General features: G+C 64.3%; 21 protein-coding genes. 17 read left to right on the plus strand and 4 right to left on the minus strand.

The features are described from left to right. The first annotated feature begins 13 nt into the window (after positions 1 to 13). From F0P97_RS02840 to F0P97_RS02890, 11 genes are all read left to right on the plus strand, one after another. Positions 14 to 988 (plus strand): alpha/beta hydrolase family protein, encoded by a 975-nt coding sequence (locus tag F0P97_RS02840; protein WP_182285537.1) that lies wholly within the window; start codon positions 14 to 16, stop codon positions 986 to 988. Continuing rightward, positions 985 to 1,767 (plus strand): enoyl-CoA hydratase/isomerase family protein, encoded by a 783-nt coding sequence (locus F0P97_RS02845; protein ID WP_003059063.1) that lies wholly within the window; start codon positions 985 to 987, stop codon positions 1,765 to 1,767. The genes F0P97_RS02840 and F0P97_RS02845 overlap by 4 nt, the downstream gene beginning before the upstream one ends. A gap of 61 nt (positions 1,768 to 1,828) precedes the next feature. Then, a complete protein-coding gene (locus F0P97_RS02850; RefSeq protein WP_182285538.1) occupies positions 1,829 to 2,581 on the plus strand; it encodes a DUF4126 domain-containing protein in 753 nt (250 codons plus the stop codon). A 58-nt stretch (positions 2,582 to 2,639) separates the two neighbouring features. After that, positions 2,640 to 4,676, plus strand: a complete 2,037-nt coding sequence (locus F0P97_RS02855; RefSeq protein WP_182285539.1) for an acetyl/propionyl/methylcrotonyl-CoA carboxylase subunit alpha — start codon at positions 2,640 to 2,642, stop codon at positions 4,674 to 4,676. A gap of 178 nt (positions 4,677 to 4,854) precedes the next feature. After that, positions 4,855 to 5,778, plus strand: a complete 924-nt coding sequence (locus F0P97_RS02860) for a 2-hydroxyacid dehydrogenase (RefSeq protein WP_182285540.1) — start codon at positions 4,855 to 4,857, stop codon at positions 5,776 to 5,778. Between the two features lie 16 nt (positions 5,779 to 5,794). Next, positions 5,795 to 6,703 carry a hydroxymethylglutaryl-CoA lyase gene (locus tag F0P97_RS02865; protein ID WP_182285541.1) on the plus strand — a complete coding sequence of 303 codons (909 nt, stop codon included), beginning with the start codon at positions 5,795 to 5,797 and terminating at the stop codon, positions 6,701 to 6,703. Positions 6,704 to 6,750: 47 nt separating this feature from the next. Next, the gene (locus F0P97_RS02870) at positions 6,751 to 7,293 is read left to right on the plus strand and encodes a DUF2799 domain-containing protein (RefSeq protein ID WP_232538103.1); all 543 of its coding nucleotides are present in this window, start codon (positions 6,751 to 6,753) and stop codon (positions 7,291 to 7,293) included. Positions 7,294 to 7,339: 46 nt separating this feature from the next. Further along, positions 7,340 to 7,837, plus strand: coding sequence for a YbaK/EbsC family protein (locus tag F0P97_RS02875; RefSeq protein WP_182285543.1), 498 nt, complete (start codon positions 7,340 to 7,342; stop codon positions 7,835 to 7,837). After that, positions 7,834 to 8,124, plus strand: coding sequence for a DUF1289 domain-containing protein (locus tag F0P97_RS02880; RefSeq protein ID WP_182285544.1), 291 nt, complete (start codon positions 7,834 to 7,836; stop codon positions 8,122 to 8,124). The genes F0P97_RS02875 and F0P97_RS02880 overlap by 4 nt, the downstream gene beginning before the upstream one ends. Before the next feature lie 22 nt (positions 8,125 to 8,146). Beyond that, the gene (locus F0P97_RS02885; protein ID WP_182285545.1) at positions 8,147 to 8,782 is read left to right on the plus strand and encodes a 2-hydroxychromene-2-carboxylate isomerase; all 636 of its coding nucleotides are present in this window, start codon (positions 8,147 to 8,149) and stop codon (positions 8,780 to 8,782) included. A 144-nt stretch (positions 8,783 to 8,926) separates the two neighbouring features. Then, complete coding sequence (locus F0P97_RS02890) at positions 8,927 to 9,700, plus strand: SDR family oxidoreductase (protein ID WP_182285546.1); 774 nt, start codon at positions 8,927 to 8,929, stop codon at positions 9,698 to 9,700. 169 nt (positions 9,701 to 9,869) lie between these two features. Here the strand turns inward: F0P97_RS02890 and F0P97_RS02895 are convergent, their stop codons facing one another. Beyond that, positions 9,870 to 10,628: an IclR family transcriptional regulator gene (locus F0P97_RS02895; protein ID WP_003061673.1), complete on the minus strand. Its 759-nt coding sequence runs from the start codon at positions 10,626 to 10,628 to the stop codon at positions 9,870 to 9,872. A gap of 132 nt (positions 10,629 to 10,760) precedes the next feature. Between F0P97_RS02895 and F0P97_RS02900 the strand changes: the two genes are divergently transcribed. The 3 genes from F0P97_RS02900 to F0P97_RS02910 all read left to right on the plus strand — a co-directional run bounded on the left by F0P97_RS02900 (position 10,761) and on the right by F0P97_RS02910 (position 13,553). Further along, on the plus strand, positions 10,761 to 11,753 hold the full coding sequence (locus tag F0P97_RS02900) for a Bug family tripartite tricarboxylate transporter substrate binding protein (protein ID WP_182285547.1): 993 nt from the start codon (positions 10,761 to 10,763) through the stop codon (positions 11,751 to 11,753). 193 nt (positions 11,754 to 11,946) lie between these two features. After that, positions 11,947 to 12,633, plus strand: coding sequence for an RraA family protein (locus F0P97_RS02905; RefSeq protein WP_182285548.1), 687 nt, complete (start codon positions 11,947 to 11,949; stop codon positions 12,631 to 12,633). Then, positions 12,630 to 13,553, plus strand: a complete 924-nt coding sequence (locus F0P97_RS02910; RefSeq protein WP_182285549.1) for an NAD(P)-dependent oxidoreductase — start codon at positions 12,630 to 12,632, stop codon at positions 13,551 to 13,553. The genes F0P97_RS02905 and F0P97_RS02910 overlap by 4 nt, the downstream gene beginning before the upstream one ends. 85 nt (positions 13,554 to 13,638) lie before the next feature. Here F0P97_RS02910 and F0P97_RS02915 read toward each other — a convergent pair whose 3' ends face one another. After that, a complete protein-coding gene (locus tag F0P97_RS02915; RefSeq protein WP_182285550.1) occupies positions 13,639 to 14,757 on the minus strand; it encodes an NADH:flavin oxidoreductase/NADH oxidase in 1,119 nt (372 codons plus the stop codon). A 355-nt stretch (positions 14,758 to 15,112) separates the two neighbouring features. Here F0P97_RS02915 and F0P97_RS02920 point away from each other — a divergent pair, with 355 nt between their 5' ends. After that, positions 15,113 to 16,033: a LysR family transcriptional regulator gene (locus F0P97_RS02920; protein ID WP_182285551.1), complete on the plus strand. Its 921-nt coding sequence runs from the start codon at positions 15,113 to 15,115 to the stop codon at positions 16,031 to 16,033. 92 nt (positions 16,034 to 16,125) lie between these two features. On the opposite strand, the gene F0P97_RS02925 is transcribed toward F0P97_RS02920, so the two are convergent. Next, entirely contained in the window at positions 16,126 to 17,859 is a 1,734-nt protein-coding gene (locus F0P97_RS02925; protein WP_182285552.1) for a cation acetate symporter, read from the minus strand. Next, complete coding sequence (locus tag F0P97_RS02930) at positions 17,856 to 18,164, minus strand: DUF485 domain-containing protein (protein ID WP_003061686.1); 309 nt, start codon at positions 18,162 to 18,164, stop codon at positions 17,856 to 17,858. The genes F0P97_RS02925 and F0P97_RS02930 overlap by 4 nt, the downstream gene beginning before the upstream one ends. Before the next feature lie 293 nt (positions 18,165 to 18,457). Between F0P97_RS02930 and F0P97_RS02935 the strand changes: the two genes are divergently transcribed. Both F0P97_RS02935 and F0P97_RS02940 read left to right on the plus strand, forming a co-directional pair. Next, a complete protein-coding gene (locus F0P97_RS02935; protein ID WP_182285553.1) occupies positions 18,458 to 20,140 on the plus strand; it encodes an MFS transporter in 1,683 nt (560 codons plus the stop codon). Between the two features lie 259 nt (positions 20,141 to 20,399). Beyond that, positions 20,400 to 21,413, plus strand: coding sequence for a porin (locus F0P97_RS02940; protein WP_182285554.1), 1,014 nt, complete (start codon positions 20,400 to 20,402; stop codon positions 21,411 to 21,413). Positions 21,414 to 21,609 lie beyond the last annotated feature (196 nt).

The following is a 21,609-nucleotide window of genomic DNA, read 5'->3' on the forward strand; positions in this document are numbered from 1 at the left end:
GAGGCTGCCAGTCATGTCGCGTCGTCATTTCCTCACCTGCCTGCCGCCAGTCCTGCTGTCGGCTGCGCTGGCCATGCCCGTGGTTGGTGCTGCCGAGCCAGCGGTGCAGCGCATGGATGCGCGCATTCCGGTCTGGGTGCCAGCGAGCGGCGATTCGCCCGCGCACAGCGCCGAGCTGGCAGGCCATGTCTATCGTCCCCGGGGTCTCGGCCCCTGGGGGCTGATCGTGCTCAGCCATGGCACGCCCAGCGGCCAGGAGGCGCGCGAAGCCATGACCGATCGCTACGGCCCGCAGGCGCGCGAAGCCATGACCGATCGCTACGGCCCGCAGGCGCGCGCTCTGGCCGAGCTGGGCTATGTGGTGGTCACGGGTTTGCGTCGCGGCTATGGGGCATCGGACGGTCCTCTGGCCGACCGTTACGGCAGCTGCGATGCCCCCGACTACGCCCATGCGGCTCAGGAGGCCGCGCGCGATGTGGCGGCCATCATGACTTACGGGCAAAAGCTGCCCGATGTCGATGGCTCGCATGTGCTGCTGCTGGGCAAGTCCGCCGGCGGCTTTGCGTCGCTGGCTCTGGCGGCGCAGCAGCCCGCGGGTCTGCGCGGCGTCGTCAACTTTGCCGGCGGCCGGGGCTCACAGCCGCAGATGCGTGAGAAAGCCGCGGTTTGCGGCGAGGCGCAACTGCTCAAGACCGTGGCCGGCTTTGCCGCCACCAGCCGTGTACCCCAGCTGTGGATCTATGCCGAGAACGATAGCTACTTTCGCCCGCCGCTGGTGCGCAAGATGGCTGAAAGCTATCTGGCCGCAGGCCAGAACCTGAAACTGGTGTTTGCTCCATCCAGCGGCGCGGAGGGACACCAGTTCTTTGACCGTGCAGCCAATATCGGGCAATGGTTGCCGCAGGTCCGTGAATTCCTGATGCTGCAGCTGCCGGGTACGGCGGCTGCGCAACTGCAAAGCCCTAACTCACTGGGAGACAAGCCATGACTGCTTTGACTTTGACCGTGGACGGCGGCATCGCCCGCGTCACGCTGGCTCAGCCCGCCATTCGCAACGCCTTCAGCGATGCGGCGATTGCCGAGATCACCGCCGCCTTCCTCCAGGTCGGCGAGCGTGCCGATGTGCGCGCCGTGGTACTGGCCGCCGAGGGACCCGCATTCTGCGCTGGCGCGGACCTGAACTGGATGCGTCGCATGGCCGATTATTCGCGCGACGAAAATCGCGTCGATGCGGGTCTGCTGGCCGAAATGCTGCGCGTCATCTACGAATGCCCCAAGCCCACGATTGCGCGTGTGCAGGGCGATGTCTATGCGGGCGGCATGGGCCTGGTGGCCTGCTGCGATATGGCGGTGGCGGCCGACACGGCGGGCTTTTGCCTCAGCGAGGTCAAGATCGGCCTGATTCCCGCCACCATCAGCCCCTATGTGATCCGCGCCATGGGTGCCAGGGCCGCGCACCGCTACTTTCTCACGGGCGAGCGCTTTTCGGCGCAGGAGGCGCATCGCATCGGCTATGTGCATGAGGTGGTCGATGCCGACGGGCTGGATGCCGTCGTCGACGGCTGGCTCAAGCATTTGCTGAGCGCCGGCCCTGCCGCCGTACGGGCCTGCAAGCGCCTGGTGCTGGACATGGCCGAGCGCGAAATCAGCGAGCAGCTGATTGCGGCGACCGTGGAGTCGATTGCCACCATCCGCGCCAGCAGCGAAGGCAAGGAAGGTGTGCAGGCCTTTCTCAACAAGCGCAAACCCAACTGGCTGCCCGGATGAGATGACAAACCTTGTGTTCTGGGCGCTTTAGAGTCCGGGCGAGACATAGGGAATGAACACCATGGATATCTGGCAAACCATCATCGACTGGCTGCACCGCATCGGCCTGCATATCGACCCCGAAACGGCCAGGGCCGTGGGCGATGCTGCTGGCCAGGTCGGAGATGTGGCTGCCAGGGCCGGGCAGGCCGTGGGGCAGATGGACATGGCCTCGATGCTTGCGCTGGCCGCGGCCCTGGGCTGGGCCAGCGGCTTTCGCCTCTATGCCGTGGTGTTTGTCGTGGGCATGCTGGGTGCAAGTGGCCTGATGCCGCTGCCCGGCGGCCTGCATGTGCTGCAGCATCCCATGGTGCTGGTCATCAGCGGCAGCCTGCTGTTTGTGGAGTTCTTCGCCGACAAGATACCCGTGGTCGATTCCGTCTGGGACCTGTTCCAGAGCGTGCTGCGCATTCCGGCCGGCGCGGCACTGGCGGCCTCGGTCTTTGCTGCCGACAACACCACCATGGCCATGGCAGCCGCGCTGATGGGCGGAACGCTGGCGGCGACCAGCCAGGCAGCCAAGACCACCACGCGTGCCCTCATCAATACCTCGCCCGAACCGTTCTCCAACCTGGGAGCCAGTCTGGCGGAAGACACGGTGTCGCTGGGCGCCATCTGGCTCGCGCTGACCAATCCGCTGGTGTTTGCCGCCGTGCTGCTGGTCGTGGTGATTGCGATGTGGCTGGTGATCTGGGCGCTGTGGCGCTTTCTCAAGGCGATTTTTCGACGTCTGCGCGGAGCTGGCGATGCGCAGGATTCATTGCAAAAAACATAGCTGCCTGCGCTCAATTGATATGCGCTGTGCGGCGATTTGACCGATAACCGGAGACGATATGTTCAAGAAAATTCTGATTGCGAATAGAGGTGAAATCGCCTGCCGCGTAGCCGCCACCGCCCGTCGCATGGGCGTGAAGACCGTGGCCGTGTATTCGGATGCCGATGCCCGGGCCAAGCATGTCGCGGCCTGCGACGAGGCCGTGCATATCGGTGGCAGCGCGCCCAAGGACAGCTATCTGCGCTGGGAGCGCATTCTGGAGGCCGCCCAGGCCACGGGTGCCGAAGCCATTCACCCCGGCTATGGCTTTCTCTCCGAGAACGAAGACTTTGCCAATGCCTGCGCGGCGGCCGGCCTGGTCTTCATCGGCCCGCCCGCCAGCGCGATTCGCGCCATGGGTCTCAAGGCCGAGTCCAAGCAACTGATGGAAAAGGCCGGCGTGCCGCTGGTGCCCGGCTATCACGGTCACGACCAGAACCCCGAGCTGCTGCAACGCGAGGCCGACCGCATCGGCTATCCCGTGCTCATCAAGGCCAGCGCGGGCGGTGGCGGCAAGGGCATGCGTCTGGTGGAAAAGAGCGAGGACTTTGCGGCTTCGCTGGAGTCCTGCAAGCGCGAGGCCATCAACAGCTTCGGCAACGACGCCGTGCTGATCGAGAAGTACGTGCTGCGCCCGCGCCATATCGAGATTCAGGTGTTTGGCGATACGCAGGGCAACTGCGTCTATCTGTTCGAACGTGACTGCTCGGTGCAGCGTCGCCACCAGAAGGTGCTCGAGGAAGCGCCGGCTCCCGGCATGACTGCCGCGCTGCGCAAGATGATGGGCGAGGCCGCCGTTGCCGCTGCCAAGGCCGTGAACTATGTGGGCGCGGGCACGGTGGAGTTCATCGTCGAGCAGCCCGGCGGCTACGACCAGCCCGAAGCCATGAAGTTCTACTTCATGGAAATGAACACCCGGCTGCAGGTGGAACACCCCGTGACCGAAGCCATCACCGGCGAGGATCTGGTGCGGTGGCAACTGCTGGTGGCTTCGGGGCAGCCCTTGCCCAAGGCGCAGTCGGAACTGCGTATCCAGGGTCATGCCATCGAGGCGCGCATCTGCGCGGAGAACCCCGAGAACAACTTCCTGCCCGCCACCGGCCATCTGGCCGTCTATCGCAAGCCCGAGTGCAGCAGCTTCGAGATCAGCGATGTACGCGTGGACGACGGCGTGCGCGAGGGCGATGCGATCAGTCCCTTCTACGACTCCATGATCGCCAAGCTCATCGTCCATGGCGACGATCGTGCCCAGGCGCTGGCGCGTCTGGACGCGGCGCTGGCACAGACCCATATCGTGGGCCTGACGACCAATGTGCAGTTTCTGCGCCAGGTGGTGAAGAGCCAGGCTTTCTCCAATGCCCTGCTCGATACCGCGCTGATCGAGCGCGAGCGCGAGGCCTTGTTCGGCAAGGATTTCGTGGGCCGCGACCTGGCCGTCGCCGCTGCCATGGCCTGGCAGCTGCAGGGCGAGCAGGCAGGCCAGGGCACCGACCCCTTCAGCCGACGCGACGGCTGGCGCATATCTGGCCGCTATGTGCGTGCCTTCGGCTTTGCCTACCGCGGCGAGGACTTCACGGCCGGCCTGGCCTACGGCCGCGGCACGCAGGCGGCGCAGACCTATCAGCTCGGCATTGGCGAGGGCGAAGGCCGCATCGATGCCACGCTGCAGTGGCGCGCACTGGCAGACGGAAGGCTGGAGCTGGGCCTGGACGGCAAGCGCACGGTGGTCGTGGTCCATGCCCAGGGCGACCAGCTGTCCATCTTCACCGAGGCGGGCAGCACCCAGATCACCGTGGTCGACCAACTGGCCCATGCGGGCGATACAGGCCATGAAGGCGGCCGCCTGACGGCGCCCATGCCCGGCAAGGTGGTGTCTTTCACCGTCAAGGCCGGCGACAAGGTCAGCAAGGGCCAGCCGCTGGCGGTGATGGAGGCCATGAAGATGGAGCACACGATTGCCGCCCCCGGCGATGGCGTGGTGCTGGAGCTGCTGTATGTGCCTGGCGACCAAGTCAGCGAAGGCGCCGAGCTGCTGCGCATCGAGGTGGCCGCCTGATCCGGCCAGGGTTGAACTGTTTAACAAAAAGAGCGGCTTGCGCTGGACCATCCATGAATTCAGTCACTTTCAATGATGAAATCAATACGGGTACAGCGCAAGAAGCTTCTTTTTTGATAGCGGTCCATTTGTCATCCGCGTCTGCAGCAGGCTTGGCAAAGCGTTAGGCTTGGCATCCATGAAAGTCTTGTTTTGCTGTGACGATACGCGGCCGGAACCCTGGCTCAAAGGTTTGCATGACGCGCTGCCGGGTGCGGAGATTGCCATCTGGGAGCCGGGCGCGCCCCAGGCCGACTATGCACTGGTCTGGGCGCCGCCCCAGCAGTTCCTCGACGAGCAGGCGGCCGGCCTGAAGGCCATGTTCAACATCGGCGCGGGCGTGGATGCCTTGCTGCCGCTGCGCATTCCCGCCGCGCTGCCCGTCTACCGTCTCGAGGATGCGGGCATGGCCGTGCAGATGGCCGAGTATGTGGCCCAGGCCGTGATCCGCTTCTTCCGTGGCCTCGACCAGTACGAGGCCGATATGGCGCAGGGCCTGTGGCAGCACCAGCGCAACCCCAGGCGGGTGGACTACCCCGTAGGCGTGATGGGCCTGGGCAAGATGGGCGAGCGCGTGGCCAGGGCGCTGACGGTGTTCGATTTCAAGGTCAATGGCTGGAGCCGCTCGCCGCGCGAGCTGCAGGGCGTCCAATGCTTCAGCGGCATGGACAGCCTGGACCGCTTTCTGTCCGAGACGCGCATTCTGGTCAACCTGCTGCCCCTGCACGACGAGACCCGCGACATCATCAACGCCCGCACGCTGGCGCTGCTGCAGCCCGGCGCCTATGTGATCAACGTGGGGCGCGGCGGCCATGTGGTCGATGCCGACCTGATTGCACAGATCGAGTCCGGCCATGTCAGCGGCGCCATGCTGGACGTGTTCCGCGAGGAGCCGCTGCCCGAGAATCATCCGTTCTGGAAGCAATCCAGAATCATCCTCACCCCCCATACCTCGGCCCGCACGCTGGCGGCGGACAGCATTGCCCAGATCGTGGGCAAGGTAGCCGCCATGAGCCGGGGTGAGCCCGTCACAGGTCGCGTCGACCTTGGCAAGGGCTATTGATACCAAGGAGACAAGAATGAAGTACCCCGCACGCGTCAAGATCATCGATGTGGGCCCGCGCGACGGCCTGCAGAACGAAAAGCAGCCTGTGCCTGCCGCCGTCAAGATCGAGCTGGTGCAGCGACTGCAGGACGCAGGCCTCAAGGAGATCGAGGTCACCAGCTATGTGTCGCCCAAATGGGTGCCGCAGATGGCGGACAACGCCGAGGTCATGGCGGGCATAGTGCGCAGAGCCGGGGTGCTGTATTCGGTGCTCACGCCGAATCTCAAGGGCTTCGAAGCCGCGCTGGCCGGCAAGCCCGACGAGATCGTGGTTTTCGGTGCGGCCAGCGAGGCCTTCAGCCAGCGCAACATCAACTGCTCGATTGCCGAGAGCATAGAGCGCTTCGCGCCTGTGGTGCAGGCGGCGCTGGAGGCCGGCATTGCCGTGCGCGGCGCCATGAGCTGCACCGTGGGCTGCCCCTACGAAGGCGAGATCGCGCCCGGGAAGGTGGGCTATCTGGCCGGGCTGATGAAGAATATCGGCGTGCAGCGCGTGGACGTGGCCGACACCATAGGCGTGGGAACGCCCGTCAAGGTGCAGAAGGCGCTGGAAGCCACGCTGGCGCACTTCGATCTCGACCAGGTGTCCGGCCATTTCCACGACACCTACGGCCAGGCCCTGAGCAACACGCTGGCGGCGCTGGATCTGGGAGTGTGGAACTTCCAGTCATCGGTCGCCGGATTGGGCGGCTGTCCCTATGCCAAGGGCGCCACGGGCAATGTGGCTACCGAAGACGTGGTCTATCTGCTGCAGGGCATGGGCATAGAGACCGGCATCGACCTCGACAAGCTGATCGATGCGGGCCAGTTCATCAGCGAGCACCTGGGTCGCCCCACGCAGTCGCGCGTGGCCAAGGCCTTGCTGACCAAGCGCGCGGGCTGAATCCCGGCTCGGCCCGGGCAGGCATGGGCGTTGTTACCATCGCCGCCATGCAAGCAAGATCAAGTTTTTCGCTGGCCCTGTGTCTGGCTGCAACTGCCCTGCTGGGCGGCTGCGCCGGCATGGACGCCCAGGAATGCCGGGACACGGACTGGGCCTATCTGGGGCAGCTCGATGCCATGGACGGCAGGCTGGACCTATCCACCCGCGCCAGACGCCATTTCAAGGCCTGCAAGGAGCAGGGCGTGCAGATGGATGCGCGGGCCTATCAGCAGGGCTGGCTGCGCGGCCTGCAGGATTTCTGCACCCCAGAGAGCGGCAAGGCCTATGCGGAAGCCGGCAGCAAGTTCCAGCCGGGCTACTGCCCGGCACCGCTGGAGGCGGCGTTTCTGCAAGGCTATTCGCCGGCGCGCGACCGCTATCAGGACAGGCAGTCGGTGCTCGAGCTGGAGCGTCGCATCGAGGCCAAGAAAAAAGAGCTGCGCGAGGCGCGTGACGCCAAGAACAGTGCCGGACATATCGCCTATGTCCAGAAAGACCTGCGTGATTTGCAGCTGGAGCTGGTGCAGCTCAGGCTCAAGCTGGCACAGTAGGGGCCGTGACGCTGCCGGATGGCGGCGCGATTTTCAGGAAAACATCATGTGTGGGTCAGAACTTCATGCGCTGCCGGAAGGCGTGCAGCGCGTCAGCCGCTTTTTGCAGGATGCCGGTCATCCGCATGCGCCGCAGATGCTGGACGGTGCGGCGCGTACCGCCCAGGAGGCCGCCGATCAACTCAGCATTCTGGTCGGGCAGGTGGCCAAGAGCATCATCTTCAAGCGCAGGAGCGATGGCGCGGCCGTGCTGGTCGTGACCTCGGGCGACAGGCGTGTCGATGAAAAAAAAGTGACGCAGCTGGTGGGCAAGGTCGGCCGCGCCGACGCGGACTTCGTCAAGTCCAGCACCGGCTTCTCGATCGGCGGCGTCAGCCCCGTGGCCCATGCAACCAAGGTCGTGACCTTGATGGATGCCGAGTTGCAGCGCTTCGATACGGTGTGGGCCGCGGCAGGCCATCCGCACGGCGTGTTTCCCGCATCGCCCGCGCAGCTGCAGGCGCTGACCGCAGCCCCCTGGTCGGACGTGGTGGAGCAGGCATGAGCACGGAACTTCTTCAGGAGCAGCAGGCACAGCAGGCTCAGCAGCTGGCGCAACTGGCCGCCAAGGCCGAGGTGGCCCTGGTCTGGGCCGAGGCCGACCAGCCCGTGGCTTCGCCCTGCATCAATGTCTGCCGCATGACGCAGGATCGCAGCCATTGCCAGGGCTGTTTCAGAACCATTGACGAGATTCGCGCCTGGTCCAAGGGCGATGCCGAGCTGCGTCTGCAGATCTGGAGCCGGCTGCTGCAGCGCGCCGGTCTCGAGGACCCGCGCAAAGCCGAGATCTGATCACTCTTTGAGGAGAGCCGACATGAAGCACATCACCTTTTATCTGGACTTTGTGTCGCCCTATGCATGGCTGGCGCTGGAGCAGATGCCCAAGGCGCTGCAAGGGCTCAGCTATCACGTGGATTACCGCCCGGTGCTGCTGGGAGCCTTGCTGCAAGGCAATGCCAACCCCGGACCGGCCGGTATTCCTGCCAAGCGCGCCTGGACCTACCGCCATGTCACATGGCTTGGTCGGTCGCTGGGCATACCGCTGCAGATGCCGGCCCGGCACCCGTTCAAGCCGTTGCCGCTGCTGCGGCTGGCGCTGGCCCATGGACGTGAAGGCAGCATCAACCGCTTTGTGGCACAGGCCGTGATGCAGCATGTCTGGCAGGGCGGCCATGAGGCCAATGATGCGCAGCGCCTGCAGCAGCTGCGCGAGCATCTGAAGGAGCAGCTGCGCCATGAGGAAGACGGCGCCGAGGTCAAGCAATGGCTGCGCGGCAATACGGAGCAGGCGCAGCAGGCCGGCGTGTTCGGCGTGCCGGCCTGGGTGGTGGACGGCCATGTGTTCTGGGGCCTGGACGGCCTGCCCATGCTGCAGGCCTATCTGCGTGGCGACGAGTGGTTTGCGCAGCAGTGGGAGGCCGCGGCCGGCGTGTCCTGGGGGCTGGAGTAGGGCGGCAGGTATTGGGGGCGGAGCGGGATCGACGCGCAGGGCGGTGCTTTCTCCCTGGGGTCAGCCATGGCGCCTAGGCGACGCCGGGCGTGGCGGGCCTTGCATAAGCTGGCGTGGTTTGAAGACCTTCAAGGAGACCGCACCATGGATACCCAGCAGATGTTTTCGCTCAAGGGCCGCACGGCTCTTGTCACCGGTGGTTCGCGCGGCATCGGCCGCATGATCGCCGAAGGCTTTGTGCGCCAGGGCGCGCGCGTGTACATCTCGGCGCGCAAGGCCGAGGCCTGCGACCAGACGGCACGCGAGCTGTCGGAGCTGGGCCACTGTGTTTCGCTGCCCGCCGACGTGTCCACCCTGGACGGCGTGAAGTCGCTGGTCGATGCCTATGCGGCGCACGAAGGCCAGCTGGGCATCCTCGTCAACAACGCGGGCGCGGCCTGGGGTGCGCCCTATGACGAATTTCCCGAAAGCGGCTGGGACAAGGTCGTGGACCTGAACATGAAGTCGCCCTTCTTCCTGACCCAGGCGCTTACGCCCATGCTGCGCAGGTCGGCGGCGGGCGCGCAACTGGCCAAGGTCATCAACATCGCCTCCATCGACGGCGTTTCGGTCAACCCCTGGGAGACCTACTCCTACGCGGCCAGCAAGGCCGGCCTGATCCACCTGACCAAGCGCATGGCCCTGCGCCTGGCGCCCGAGCGCATCGTGGTCAGCGCCATCGCGCCCGGGCCGTTCGCCTCGGAGATGAACAAGAACGCGCGCGACCATGCGGACGAGGCCGCGGGGCGCGTGCCCCTGGGGCGCATCGGCGAACCCGAGGATATGGCCGGCGCAGCCATCTTCCTGGCCTCGCGCGCCGGCGACTATGTGGTGGGTTCCACCCTGGTCGTGGACGGCGGCTGCGCCTGGGCGCGCTGAGCTCACTCGAGCGCATTCATTGCATAAAAAGATAGCTTTTACTGCTTTATGGAACAGTAAATCAGATACAAAAGTATCTGGGTTTCAATTTCAATAAGCGGGGAAAGCTATTGTTTTTGAATCTTCATTCCAGCGGAAGAAAAAGCCTTTCGGGGCCGCTCCCCTGCGCTCAGGGGTGCCACTGCGTTGCGCGCACAGGGCTGGCCGCCGGTGTGGCGGAATTGCCGGCCAGCGCATAGGACAGCTTGTTGGCCGCGGCGATCACGGTCCGGGCCAGGGCTTCGAGCCTGGCCTCGGGCAGGCGCGACGCGGGGCCCGAGATGCAGACCGATCCCATGAGCCGCCAGTGCATGCCGAACACTGGCGCCGAGACCGTTGCCACACCTTGCTCGCGCTCGCCGATGGAGCAGTGGTAGCCCTTTTGGCGGATCTGCTCGTAGATCTCGCCGGGCTCGCCCGAGAACGCGAGGATGACGCGGCCCGGCGAGCCCTTGTCCAGTGGCAGCCCCTCGCCCATGCGCGCATGGTGGCGCAGGGCCTGAGGCCCTTCCACGCGTACCAGGCAGGTCCGTACATGGCCCTCGCGGACGTAGAAGGCGGCGCTCTCGCCGCTGAGTTGGGTGAGCTCGCGCAGCGCGGGCTCCAGCACATTCTGCACATCGAAGCCCGCCTGGTAACGCGCGCCCAGCCAGCCCGAGGAAGGACCCAGCCGCCACTCCCCGTCCTCGCGCTGCACCATGTAGCCCGACCGGGCCAGCGTGCGCGCCAGCCGCAGCACCGTGGTCTTGTGCAGGCCGCAGCGCCGGCTGAGTTCGGCCAGCGAAAGATGCGATTCGCCCAGCGCAAAGGCCTCGAGCAGCTGCAGTGCGCGGGTGACGGCGATGACGCCGTCGCCGGACTTCTGTGCGGATTGGGTGGGGTTGCTCATGATGCAATGCGTTTCATTCTGCAAAACAGCATTGTATGGGTTGAAACGTTTGCCTAAAGTCGCCTCCAGTGGTCGGGGCCTCCGGCTGCACGCATCAGAACACGCTTCAAAGCGACCAACAGGAGACAAAAGATGAACTTTCGCCCGCTTTCGCGCGCCCTGCATGCCGCCGTGCTCGGCTTCGTGGCCGTAGTCACCCCCTTCGCCGGCGTGCAGGCGCAGCCCGCCTATCCGGCCAAGCCGATCCGCCTGATCGTGCCGTTCCCGCCCGGCGGCGGCACGGACATGATTGCTCGCACCGTGGCCCAGAAGATGGCCGAGCAGAACAAGTGGAGCGTGGTGGTGGACAACCGTCCCGGCGCGGGCGGCAACCTGGGCGTGGACGCTGCGGCCAAGGCCGCGCCCGACGGCTACACCCTGGTCATGGGCCAGACCAGCAATCTCGCCATCAACCCCTGGCTCTACGCCAAGCTGCCCTACGACCCGATCAAGAGCCTGGTGCCCGTGGCCCTGGTGTCCTCGGCGCCCATCGTGATGGCAGCCCCCGCCAACACGCCCTACAAGACCTTTGCAGAGCTGGTGACGGCGGCCAAGGCCAGACCCGACGGCATCACCCTGGGCTATTCGGGTAACGGCACCGTGGCCCATATGGCGGGCGAGCAGGCCCAGAAGATCTCGGGCATGAGCCTGCGCCATGTGCCCTACAAGGGAGCAGGCCAGGCCATGACGGACCTGGTGGGCGGACAGATCGACCTGTACATGTCCGCCATTCCCACGCTGCTGGGCCAGGTGCGCAACGGCAAGCTGCGGCCCATTGTCGTGACCTCGCTGGCGCGCTCCAGCCAGCTGCCCGACACGCCCACGCTGGCCGAGCTCGGCTACAAGGACTTCGAGGCCAGCTCCTGGTACGGCGTGCTGGCGCCCGCGGGCACGCCCGAGGCCATCGTGCAGCAGCTCAACAAGGCCATCAACCTGGCCCTGAAGCAGCCCGATGTGGCCGAGAAGCTGCGCTCCGAGGGCGGCGACGTGCTGGGCGGCACGCCCCAGGCCTTTGCCCAGTTGCTGCGCACCGAGGTGCCGCGCTGGGGCCGCATCGTCAAGGACTCGGGCGCCAGCCTGGACTGAGGCCGATCACGCCACCGCGCCACCGCGCCAGCAAACCACCCAACCAGTACATCAGCCGCGCCGTGCCTGGCGCTTATGTCTTGCGCACATGCCTGGCATGTGCCCTTGCGGGCAGGACGCCGTGCGCCCTGCCATTCCTGCTCCTTCATCACTTTCACCCCTGCAACCGGACCGAACCGCGGACCTAATCATCATGAGCCCACTTTCAGAAATCATCCGTGACTTCGAGCGCGTCAGCGCCGAGGTCGTCCAGAAGGCCTCGAGCTTCCAGGCCGCTATCCTGGCCGACGTGGCAGGCCGCCGCGGCACCATGAACGCACGTGTGGCGCCCGTTCACCAGGACATGAAGCTCGCCGGCCCGGCCTTCACCGTCGAGGTGCGCCCCGGAGACAATCTGATGATCCACGCCGCCATCGCCCTGGCCAAGCCCGGCGATATCCTGGTCATCGACGGCAAGGGAGACCAGACTGCGGCCCTGATGGGGACGCTGATGCTCAGCGCCTGCAAGAAGACAGGCCTTGGCGGCGTGATCGTGGATGGCGCGATCCGCGACAAGCTCGAGCTGCTGGAGCTGGGCTTTGCGGTGTTCAGCGCCGGCTTCAATCCCGCGGGTCCGACCAAGTTCGTGCCCGGTCGCATCAATCACCCCATCTGCTGCGGCGGTGCGACGGTGAACCCGGGCGATCTGGTGGTGGGTGACGCCGACGGCGTGGTCGTGATCGAGCGCGCCAAGGCGCCCGCCATGCTGGCGCTGGCCGACAGGAAAGTGGCCGACGAGGCCGCGCGCATCGAAGCCATCGCCCGCGGCGACACGGCCTCGAAGTGGCTGCCCGCCGCGCTGCGCGCGGCCGGTCTGCTCAAGGAAGGAGAGACGCTGTGAGCACCATCATCGTCACGGGCGCTGACCTGGCGCAGCAGGCCCTGGATCTGCTGCAAGACCACGACATAGTCTACGCAGGCAAGACGCCCACGGAGGAAGACCTGGTGGCCCTGTGCCGCCTGCATGATCCCGTCGCCATCATCGTGCGCTACGGCAAGGTGGGGGCTGCGGTCATGGACGCCGGACCTTCGCTCAAGGTGATTTCCAAGCACGGCAGCGGCACGGACACCATAGACAAGGCCGCAGCCGCGCAGCGCGGCATCGAGGTCGTGGCGGCAGTCGGTGCCAACGCGGCGGCCGTGGCCGAACAGGCCCTGGCCCTGCTGCTGGCCTGCGCCAAGTCGGTGGTGCAGCTGGACTCGCGCATGCACTCCGGCCATTGGGACAAGCCCACGCACAAAAGCCTGGAGCTGGCCGGGCGCACCGTGGGCCTGGTCGGCCTGGGCGCCATAGGCCTGCGCTTTGCGAAGATGGCCGATGCACTGGGCATGCGCGTGATCGGCTTCGATCCCTTTGCGGGCCAGCTGCCCGGCTACGTGCAGGCCGTGGACCTGGATACGCTGTGGCGCGAAAGCGATGCGATCTCGCTGCACTGCCCGCTGACCGACGACAACCGCAACCTGCTCGACGCCGCAACCCTGGCGTGCTGCAGGCGCGGAGTGATTGTGATCAACACCGCGCGCGGCGGTCTCATCGACGAGGCCGCGCTGCTGGCCGCCGTGCAGCAAGGCCAGGTCAGCGCCGCGGGCCTGGACAGCTTCGCCGTCGAGCCCATGGCGGCCGGCCACCCCTTCCTGCACCAGCCGGGTTTCATCCTCAGCCCGCACATCGGCGGCGTGACCTCGGATGCCTATGTGAACATGGGCGTGGGCGCGGCGCGCAACGTGCTGGCGGTGCTGGAGCGCGCCAGCGTCTCCTGAGCCGGCGCCTGTCCCGCAAGGCCGGTCGTGAGACCGGGCCTCTTTGCGATCGAGATCCTTGGCGCGTTGAGGGGCAAGGGCCCACTCAGGCTGCGGCCTGCTTGGCTGCGCCGCGATAGCGTTCCAGCCAATGGGCATAGGGAGCGGGCAGGGTCCAGTCGGGACGGGCCACGCCCAGGCTTTGTGCCAGTTGGTAGGTGTAGTGCGGATTGGCCAGATGGGCGCGGCCGATCATCACCAGATCGACCTGGCCGTCGGCCACGATGCGCTCGGCAATCTGCGGATCATCCATGCCCCAGCCTGAGGCCACGGGCAGGCCGGCGCTGCGGCTCACGCGCTGGGCAATGGGAGCGAGGAAGGCGGGCGTTCCCCAGGGAATCTTCACATCGGGAATCACGAAGTTGACGCTGACATTGAGCAGGTCCAGGCCGCGCTCGCGCATCAGGCGCGTGACGGCGATGGATTCCTCCAGGGTTTCCTCGTCGCGGCCGTCGTACTCGATGACGCCGAAACGCGCTGTCAGCGGCAGGTGCTCGGGCCAGACCTCGCGCACTTTGGCCACGGTTTCCAGCAGAAAGCGGGCACGGTTGCTGAAGCTGCCGCCATAGGCGTCGTCGCGCTGGTTGCTGTGGGCCGAGAAAAAGCTCTGCGCCAGATAGCCGTGGGCAAAGTGCAGCTCCAGCCATTCGAAGCCGGCTGCAAGGGCGCGGCGGGCAGCCGCTACAAAGTCGTCCTGTACGCGGCCGATATCCTCCAGCGTCATGGCGCGGGGGACGCGCGGCAGACCGCCGCCAAAGGCGATGGCCGATGGCGCAATCGGCTGCCAGCCGCGGGCATCGCCTTCGGCAATATGGTCGTCGCCTTCCCAGGGATTGTTGGCGCTGGCCTTGCGTCCGGCATGGCCGATCTGGATGCCGGGCACGGCGCCTGCGGCCTTGATGCCGGCGGCAATGCGCGACATGCCTTCGATCTGGCCGTCGTTCCAAAGACCGGCGCAGTCGGGCGAGATGCGGCCTTCGGGAGATACGCCCGTGGCTTCGACGATCACCAGCCCCGCGCCGCCGCGCGCCATGGAGGCGTAGTGGACCTGGTGCCAGTCATTGGTGAGGCCGTCCACGGCGCTGTACTGGCACATCGGCGGAATGGCGATGCGGTTGCGCAGAGTCAGGCTTTTGAGAGTGAAAGGGGTAAAGAGTGCAGACATGCGAAGTAGCGGTGGTGCGAATGGAAGAAGTCGGCAGTCCTGCAGCAAAGCAGGAGGTCAAAGATTTGATAGCGCCTTACGCATTTCATTGCTTGTTTTCGGCATGAAATCAAACTGAATTCCAATGAATTAAGGCGCTGGCAGCTATCAAAAAATCAGGGACAGCGAGGCTCGGAAAGCGGCGGATAAAGGCCCGGGGCAATGAGCTCGCTGATGACGAAGTTTTCGGTGGTGCCCGGCATGTAGTCGGCGGGCCAGTGAATGCTGTGCATGCAGGGCTTCTGTCGAAGGGAATGGGGAAATGATGGGGTCTGTGGTGAAATAAATCCAATCGATATTTCTGATTTATGAAATCATGCCGACTGATATCAAGAGTCTGGACCTGAATCTGCTCAAGGCCCTGGATGCGCTGCTGGACGAGCGCAGCGTGACGCGCGCTGCCGAGCGTCTGGCGCTGACCCAGCCGGCGGTCAGCGGCATGCTGACGCGGCTGCGCGAGAGCTTCGACGATCCCTTGTTCGTGCGCACGCAGCGCGGCATCGCCCCCACGCTGCGCGCGCTGGCACTGGCCGGGCCGCTCAAGGAATTGCTGTGCAATGCCGAAGCGCTGCTGCGTCCCCAGGCCTTTGATCCGGCTACGGCACATATGACGCTGCGCATTGCCGCCACGGATTACGCGCTGCAGGCGGTGGTGCTGCCGTTTCTGGCCGTGTTGCGCCAGCGCGCGCCCGGTATGTGCGTGGCTGTGGTGCCGGCCCAGCATCTGCCGCTGCACGAGCGACTGGAGCGCGGCGATATCGATCTGGCGCTGGTTACGCCGGAGCGCACGGCCCCCGATCTGCATGCGCGCCGGCTGTTCGATGAACGCTATGTCTGCGTGATGCGCCAGGGCCATCCCGGCGTGCGCCGGCGTGGCCTGTCACTGGAGCGCTTCTGCGCGCTGGACCATGCGCTGGTGTCCTATGACGGAGGCAGTTTCCATGGTGTGACGGACGAGGCGCTGGAGCGCCTGGGACGGCGGCGGCGTGTAGCGCTGTCCGTGACCAGCTTTCTGGTGCTGCCCGAAATCCTGCGCAGCAGCGATCTGATTGCCGTCGTGCCGCGGCGTCTGGTCAGGCCCGACTCGGGACTGGTGGTGCTGGAGCCGCCGCTGGAGATTCCGGGTTTCACCAAGACGGCTGCCTGGCATGCACGCACCCATCGCTCTCCCGGACACCAGTGGGCACGGGAGCTGTTGTTCGAGCTGGCGCAGGCCGGCGGGATGGACGTGGAATGAGCGCGGCCCGCAGAAACCGTTGAGGTCTCTGCGGGCCGAGGTGAGGGCAGAGTCCTGCCGGGGCCCGGCATGGCGCCGGGCCATTCACATCATCAGTGGCCGGATGCGCCTGCGGCACCCAGACCGGTTTCCGAACGCACTTGCTGCGCAGGGAACACGGCGCGCTCCTTGGCTGCCTGAGCGCTCTTGTCGAGCACGGAGAACAGCCACACGCCGAAGAAGCCGATCGCCATGGAGAACAGTGCAGGCGAGGCGTATGGGAACCAGGCCGAGCCGGCCGGATGGCCCAGAGTCGCTTCCCACACCGAGGGCGAGACGATGGTCAGACCCACGGAGGAGACCAGGCCCATGAAGCCGCCGATGACGGCGCCCTTGGTGGTGCAGTTCTTCCACAGCACCGACAGCAGCAGCGGCGGGAAGTTGGCGGAAGCCGCCACGGCAAAGGCCAGCGAGACCATGAAGGCGATGTTCTGCTTCTCGAACACAATGCCCAGCAGCACGGCCACAAAGCCCAGGCACAGCGTGGTGATGCGCGAGACCTTGAGTTCGGAGGCGCTGTCGGCCTTGCCCTTCTTGATGACGGTGGCGTAGAGGTCGTGCGAGACGGCCGAGGCGCCGGACAGGGTCAGACCTGCGACCACGGCGAGAATCGTGGCAAAGGCCACGGCCGAGATAAAGCCGTAGAACACATCGCCGCCCACGGTCTTGGCCACCAGCACGGCGGCCATATTGGCCGTGCCTGCGCCGCCGTGGATCACGCCCTTGGCCGTGTCCGCCATTTCGGGGTTGGTGAGCACCAGGGTGATGGCGCCGAAGCCGATGATGAAGATCAGCACATAGAAGTAGCCGATCCAGGTCGTGGCCCAGAACACGCTCTTGCGTGCTTCCTTGGCGTCAGGCACGGTGAAGAAGCGCATCAGGATGTGGGGCAGGCCCAGGGTGCCGAACATCAGCGCCATGCCGAAGCTGATGGCGGAGATCGGGTCCTTGATGAAGCCGCCCGGGCCCATGATGGCCAGGCCCAGTTTCTCTGCGACGGATGGCTCGGCACCGCCGTTCGCGGCGATCTGGGTGCGTACCTTCACGCCTTCGGCAAACAGTGCCTCGGGGCTGAAACCGTATTTGGACAACACCATGAAGCCCATGAAGGTCACGCCGGCCAGCAGCAGGCAGGCCTTGATGATCTGCACCCAGGTAGTGGCCGTCATGCCGCCAAACAGCACATAGATCATCATCAGGCCGCCGACCAGGACCACGGCAATCCAGTAGTCCAGACCAAACAGCAGCTTGATCAGCTGGCCTGCACCCACCATCTGGGCAATCAGATAGAAGGCCACCACTACCAGCGTGCCGCAGGAGGCAAAAATCCGGAACGGCTTTTGCTCGAAGCGGTAGCCGGCCACGTCGGCAAAAGTGAAGCGGCCCAGATTGCGCAGGCGTTCCGCCAGCAGAAAAGTCAGAATCGGCCAGCCCACCAGAAAACCGATGGAGTAGATCAGGCCGTCATAGCCGCTGGCCATGACGGAGGCCGAGATGCCGAGGAAGGAGGCGGCAGACATATAGTCGCCTGCAATCGCCAGACCGTTCTGAAAGCCGGTGATGCCGCCGCCTGCGGTATAGAAGTCGGACGCCGACTTGGTGCGGCCCGCAGCCCATTTGGTGATCCACAGGGTTGCCACCACAAAGGCGGTGAACATGATGATGGCCGTCCAGTTGGTGGCCTGCTTGGCGGCGTTGCCGACGTCGCCGCCGGCGGCCAGCACAGGAGCTGTCGCGACCAGCGCTGCGGCGCCCGCCAGCCATTGGGAATGGATGCGCTGCTTCATTGCTTGATGCCTTTGAGAATGTCGCGGGTGAGCTGATCAAACTCGTTGTTGGCGCGGCGCACATAGAGGCCGGTAATGATCACGGAAAAAATGATGACGCCCATGCCGATGGGAATGCCCAGGGTGGTCACTCCGGCGCCAATGGGGCGGGCCAGGAATTCCTTGTCGAATGCAATCAGCGCGACATAGCCGTAGTACACGATCAGCATCAGAACGGTCAGCGCCAGGCCCAGGCGATTGCGCTTGCGGCGCAGTTGCTGGTAGGCGGGGTTGCTTTGGATTGTCTCTATCACAGGGTCTCGCACAGCGTTGTCTCCTTTGAAGTTTTCCAGCCTGCCATCAGGTGCTCGGTGGCTTGCTTGCGATGCATTCTGAGAAGCCCGTCTGACCGCCTCCTTACTTACGATATCGGTGTTTGCCCCCGGTTTTTCACATCAAAAAAAAACCAATCCGGGTAAGTGCGGAGAGGGTCGGGTAATGCCCAGTCTTGAATTTTTGAGAAGCTTTTTTTTTGTAAGTTAGCGGTCAGTTGTCGCTTTGATATTGGGCAAACAGGTGAGTTGGCAGCGCCTGAAATTCCAAAACCTAGGAGACAAACATGGCCATCAATGCGACAGCACATATGGGAGGTAAATCGGCCCCAAGGCCGATGAGCCCGGAAGAGCGCAAAGTCATCTTTGCGTCTTCGCTCGGAACCGTTTTCGAGTGGTACGACTTCTATCTGTACGGATCTCTGGCAGCCATCATCGCCAAGCAGTTCTTCAGCGGTCTGGATGCAGGATCGGCCTTCATCTTCGCGTTGCTGGCCTTTGCGGCAGGCTTCATCGTGCGCCCCTTCGGCGCGCTGGTGTTCGGCCGTCTGGGCGACATGATCGGGCGCAAGTACACCTTCCTGGTGACGATCCTGATCATGGGCATGTCCACCTTCATCGTCGGCGTCTTGCCCAACTACGCCAGCATTGGCGTGGCCGCTCCCGTCATCCTGATCGCGCTGCGCATGCTGCAAGGCCTGGCCCTGGGCGGCGAGTACGGCGGCGCTGCCACCTATGTGGCAGAGCATGCGCCGCATGGCAAGCGCGGTGCTTACACCTCCTGGATTCAGACCACGGCAACGCTGGGCCTGTTCCTGTCGCTGCTGGTGATTCTGGGTGTGCGTACCTCGATGGGTGAAGAGAAGTTCGCCGACTGGGGCTGGCGTATTCCATTCCTGGTTTCCATTTTGCTGCTGGCCATCTCGGTCTGGATTCGCATGACGCTGTCCGAGTCTCCAGCCTTTCAGAAGATGAAGGCCGAGGGCAAGGTGTCCAAGGCGCCTCTGACTGAGTCGTTCGGTCAGTGGAAGAACCTCAAGATCGTGATTCTGGCGCTGGTCGGCTTGACCGCCGGTCAGGCTGTGGTCTGGTATACCGGCCAGTTCTATGCGCTGTTCTTTCTGACGCAGCAGCTCAAGGTCGATGCCGTGACGGCCAATCTGATGATTGCCGCCGCACTGCTGATCGGCACGCCTTTCTTTGTGGTCTTCGGCACGCTGTCCGACAAGATCGGCCGCAAGCCCATCATCATGCTGGGCTGCATTCTGGCCGTGTTGACCTACTTCCCGGTCTTCAAGGCGCTGACCGAAGCCGCCAACCCCGACCTGGCTGCGGCTCAAGCCAAGAACAAGGTGGTCGTCGTGGCCGATCCTGCGGAGTGCTCCTTCCAGTTCAACCCCACGGGCACGACCAAGTTCACCAGCTCCTGCGACGTGGCCAAGCAGGTGCTGGCTGCGGGTTCCGTGAGCTATGAAACCGAAGAGGCGGCTGCAGGCACCCAGGCCATGATCCGTATCGGTGCGACCGAGATTCCTTCGTTCTCGCTCAAGGGCCTGAGCCCTGAAGATGCCAAGGCCAAGGACGGTGCGTTCAAGAAGACCGTGGCTGCAGAACTGGCCAAGGATGGCTATCCCACCAAGGCCGACCCCGCCAAGATGAACAAGTTCATGATGGTCGCGATCCTGACCTATCTGGTGCTGCTGGTGACCATGGTCTACGGCCCGATTGCAGCCATGCTGGTGGAGCTGTTCCCGACACGCATCCGCTACACCTCGATGAGCTTGCCCTATCACATCGGCAATGGCTGGTTCGGCGGTCTGCTGCCCACCATGTCCTTCGCCATCGTGGCGCAGACCGGCAATATGTACAACGGCCTCTGGTATCCCATCATCATCGCTGGCGTGACGGCCGTGATCGGCACGCTGTTCGTGCCCGAAACCAAGGACCGCGACATCTACGCAGAAGACTGAGGCAAAGTGATGGTGCTGCAATTTATGCAGCATCACATCGAAGACCTGCAAGGCTTGTGCTTTGCAGGTCTTTTTTGTTTGCATCAGCACTAGTGGGTTACAGCAGTGTGGCAACAAAGCATCATTGCGTTACTTTTTTGCGATGGAAATCATGCTTTTGAGAGGGGCCAACCTAGAATCACACCTAGCCGCGAGAGGGCCAACAACCTACAAGCCAATGCGGTGCAAAAAACACTATCCCAGGATATAGGAGCATTGAATGACCAAGATGACTCGCATCGCACTGGCCGCACTGGCTGTGATGGGCGCAACCACCGCAATGGCACAGAGCAGCGTGACGCTGTACGGCCGTATCAACACCACCGTCGAACGCCAGAAGGCTGGCGGTGAATCGGTGTCCGGCCTGTACAACAATGCTTCCCGCTGGGGCATTCGCGGTACCGAAGATCTTGGTGGCGGCCTGAAGGCAGGCTTCACCCTGGAGTCCGGCTTCAACTCCGACACCGGCACCGGCTCCGCCTGGACCCACCCCACCACCGGCATGTCCTTTGCGCGTCAGAGCGAAGTGAACCTGTCCGGCGGCTTCGGCATGATCCGTCTGGGCAACTTCGTTCCCGAGTCCTACTACGCAACTGCTGACTACATCAGCATGCACAACCACGACACCGGTTCTTCTTCCGATGCGCTGTACTACGATCCCGTCTGGTTCGGCGGTCTGAGCACCAAGAACAAGATCGGCTATCGCACCCCCAACATGGGCGGCCTGACAGTGGATGCCTCCGTGTCTATGCACGAGAAGGATCCCTCGGTCGGTCCTCGCAAGAATGGCTACGATCTGGCCGCCAACTACGCCACCGGTCCTGTGCACCTGGGCGCTGGCTTCAGCAAGGTGGGCGACAACTGGCAAGCTGCCCTGCGCGGCCTGTACACATTCGGTCAAGTGACTCTGGGTGCCTACTACCAGCGTAACAAGGACGACAACCAGATCACCGGCACTGGCGCTGGTTCGCGCAACAACTTCCGTCTGTCGGCCATGTACACCATGGGCGCTTCGGAATTCCATGCCAACGTGGGTCATGCCAACAAGTGGAGCCATATTGCTGACTCCGCCGCCACTCAGTGGACTCTGGGCTACAACTACAACCTGAGCAAGCGCACCAAGGTGTATGGCTACTACACCAAGGTGAACAACAGCAAGGGTGCGAACTATGTGACTGGTAATGCCGGCGCGGACTTCAGCTCCTTCGCTCTGGGCGTGCGCCACAACTTCTAATTTGTGCACCGCGCAAGCGGTGTCTCCAGCAGCTGCAGCTGATAATGCAGACCATTACTCCAAGTTCACACCCCATGTCGCAAGGCATGGGGTTTTTTCTTATGCGCAGCCTGCCTTGCAGTAAGCCACGCGCAAACTCGGTGAGGCTCAATGCTCTTGCTGTCTGGCGCGACGCAAGCTGCCGCTCCGGCTGCCT

Source organism: Comamonas testosteroni (assembly GCF_014076415.1).
GTDB classification, from domain to species: Bacteria; Pseudomonadota; Gammaproteobacteria; order Burkholderiales; family Burkholderiaceae_C; genus Comamonas; species Comamonas testosteroni_F.

Coding starts and splice junctions, on each gene's coding strand:
- F0P97_RS02840 (WP_182285537.1), top strand. CDS start 14: ATGTCGCGTCGTCATTTCCTCACCTGCCTGCCGCCAGTCCTGCTGTCG.
- F0P97_RS02845 (WP_003059063.1), top strand. CDS start 985: ATGACTGCTTTGACTTTGACCGTGGACGGCGGCATCGCCCGCGTCACG.
- F0P97_RS02850 (WP_182285538.1), top strand. CDS start 1,829: ATGGATATCTGGCAAACCATCATCGACTGGCTGCACCGCATCGGCCTG.
- F0P97_RS02855 (WP_182285539.1), top strand. CDS start 2,640: ATGTTCAAGAAAATTCTGATTGCGAATAGAGGTGAAATCGCCTGCCGC.
- F0P97_RS02860 (WP_182285540.1), top strand. CDS start 4,855: ATGAAAGTCTTGTTTTGCTGTGACGATACGCGGCCGGAACCCTGGCTC.
- F0P97_RS02865 (WP_182285541.1), top strand. CDS start 5,795: ATGAAGTACCCCGCACGCGTCAAGATCATCGATGTGGGCCCGCGCGAC.
- F0P97_RS02870 (WP_232538103.1), top strand. CDS start 6,751: ATGCAAGCAAGATCAAGTTTTTCGCTGGCCCTGTGTCTGGCTGCAACT.
- F0P97_RS02875 (WP_182285543.1), top strand. CDS start 7,340: ATGTGTGGGTCAGAACTTCATGCGCTGCCGGAAGGCGTGCAGCGCGTC.
- F0P97_RS02880 (WP_182285544.1), top strand. CDS start 7,834: ATGAGCACGGAACTTCTTCAGGAGCAGCAGGCACAGCAGGCTCAGCAG.
- F0P97_RS02885 (WP_182285545.1), top strand. CDS start 8,147: ATGAAGCACATCACCTTTTATCTGGACTTTGTGTCGCCCTATGCATGG.
- F0P97_RS02890 (WP_182285546.1), top strand. CDS start 8,927: ATGGATACCCAGCAGATGTTTTCGCTCAAGGGCCGCACGGCTCTTGTC.
- F0P97_RS02895 (WP_003061673.1), bottom strand. CDS start 10,628: ATGAGCAACCCCACCCAATCCGCACAGAAGTCCGGCGACGGCGTCATC.
- F0P97_RS02900 (WP_182285547.1), top strand. CDS start 10,761: ATGAACTTTCGCCCGCTTTCGCGCGCCCTGCATGCCGCCGTGCTCGGC.
- F0P97_RS02905 (WP_182285548.1), top strand. CDS start 11,947: ATGAGCCCACTTTCAGAAATCATCCGTGACTTCGAGCGCGTCAGCGCC.
- F0P97_RS02915 (WP_182285550.1), bottom strand. CDS start 14,757: ATGTCTGCACTCTTTACCCCTTTCACTCTCAAAAGCCTGACTCTGCGC.
- F0P97_RS02920 (WP_182285551.1), top strand. CDS start 15,113: ATGCCGACTGATATCAAGAGTCTGGACCTGAATCTGCTCAAGGCCCTG.
- F0P97_RS02925 (WP_182285552.1), bottom strand. CDS start 17,859: ATGAAGCAGCGCATCCATTCCCAATGGCTGGCGGGCGCCGCAGCGCTG.
- F0P97_RS02935 (WP_182285553.1), top strand. CDS start 18,458: ATGGCCATCAATGCGACAGCACATATGGGAGGTAAATCGGCCCCAAGG.
- F0P97_RS02940 (WP_182285554.1), top strand. CDS start 20,400: ATGACCAAGATGACTCGCATCGCACTGGCCGCACTGGCTGTGATGGGC.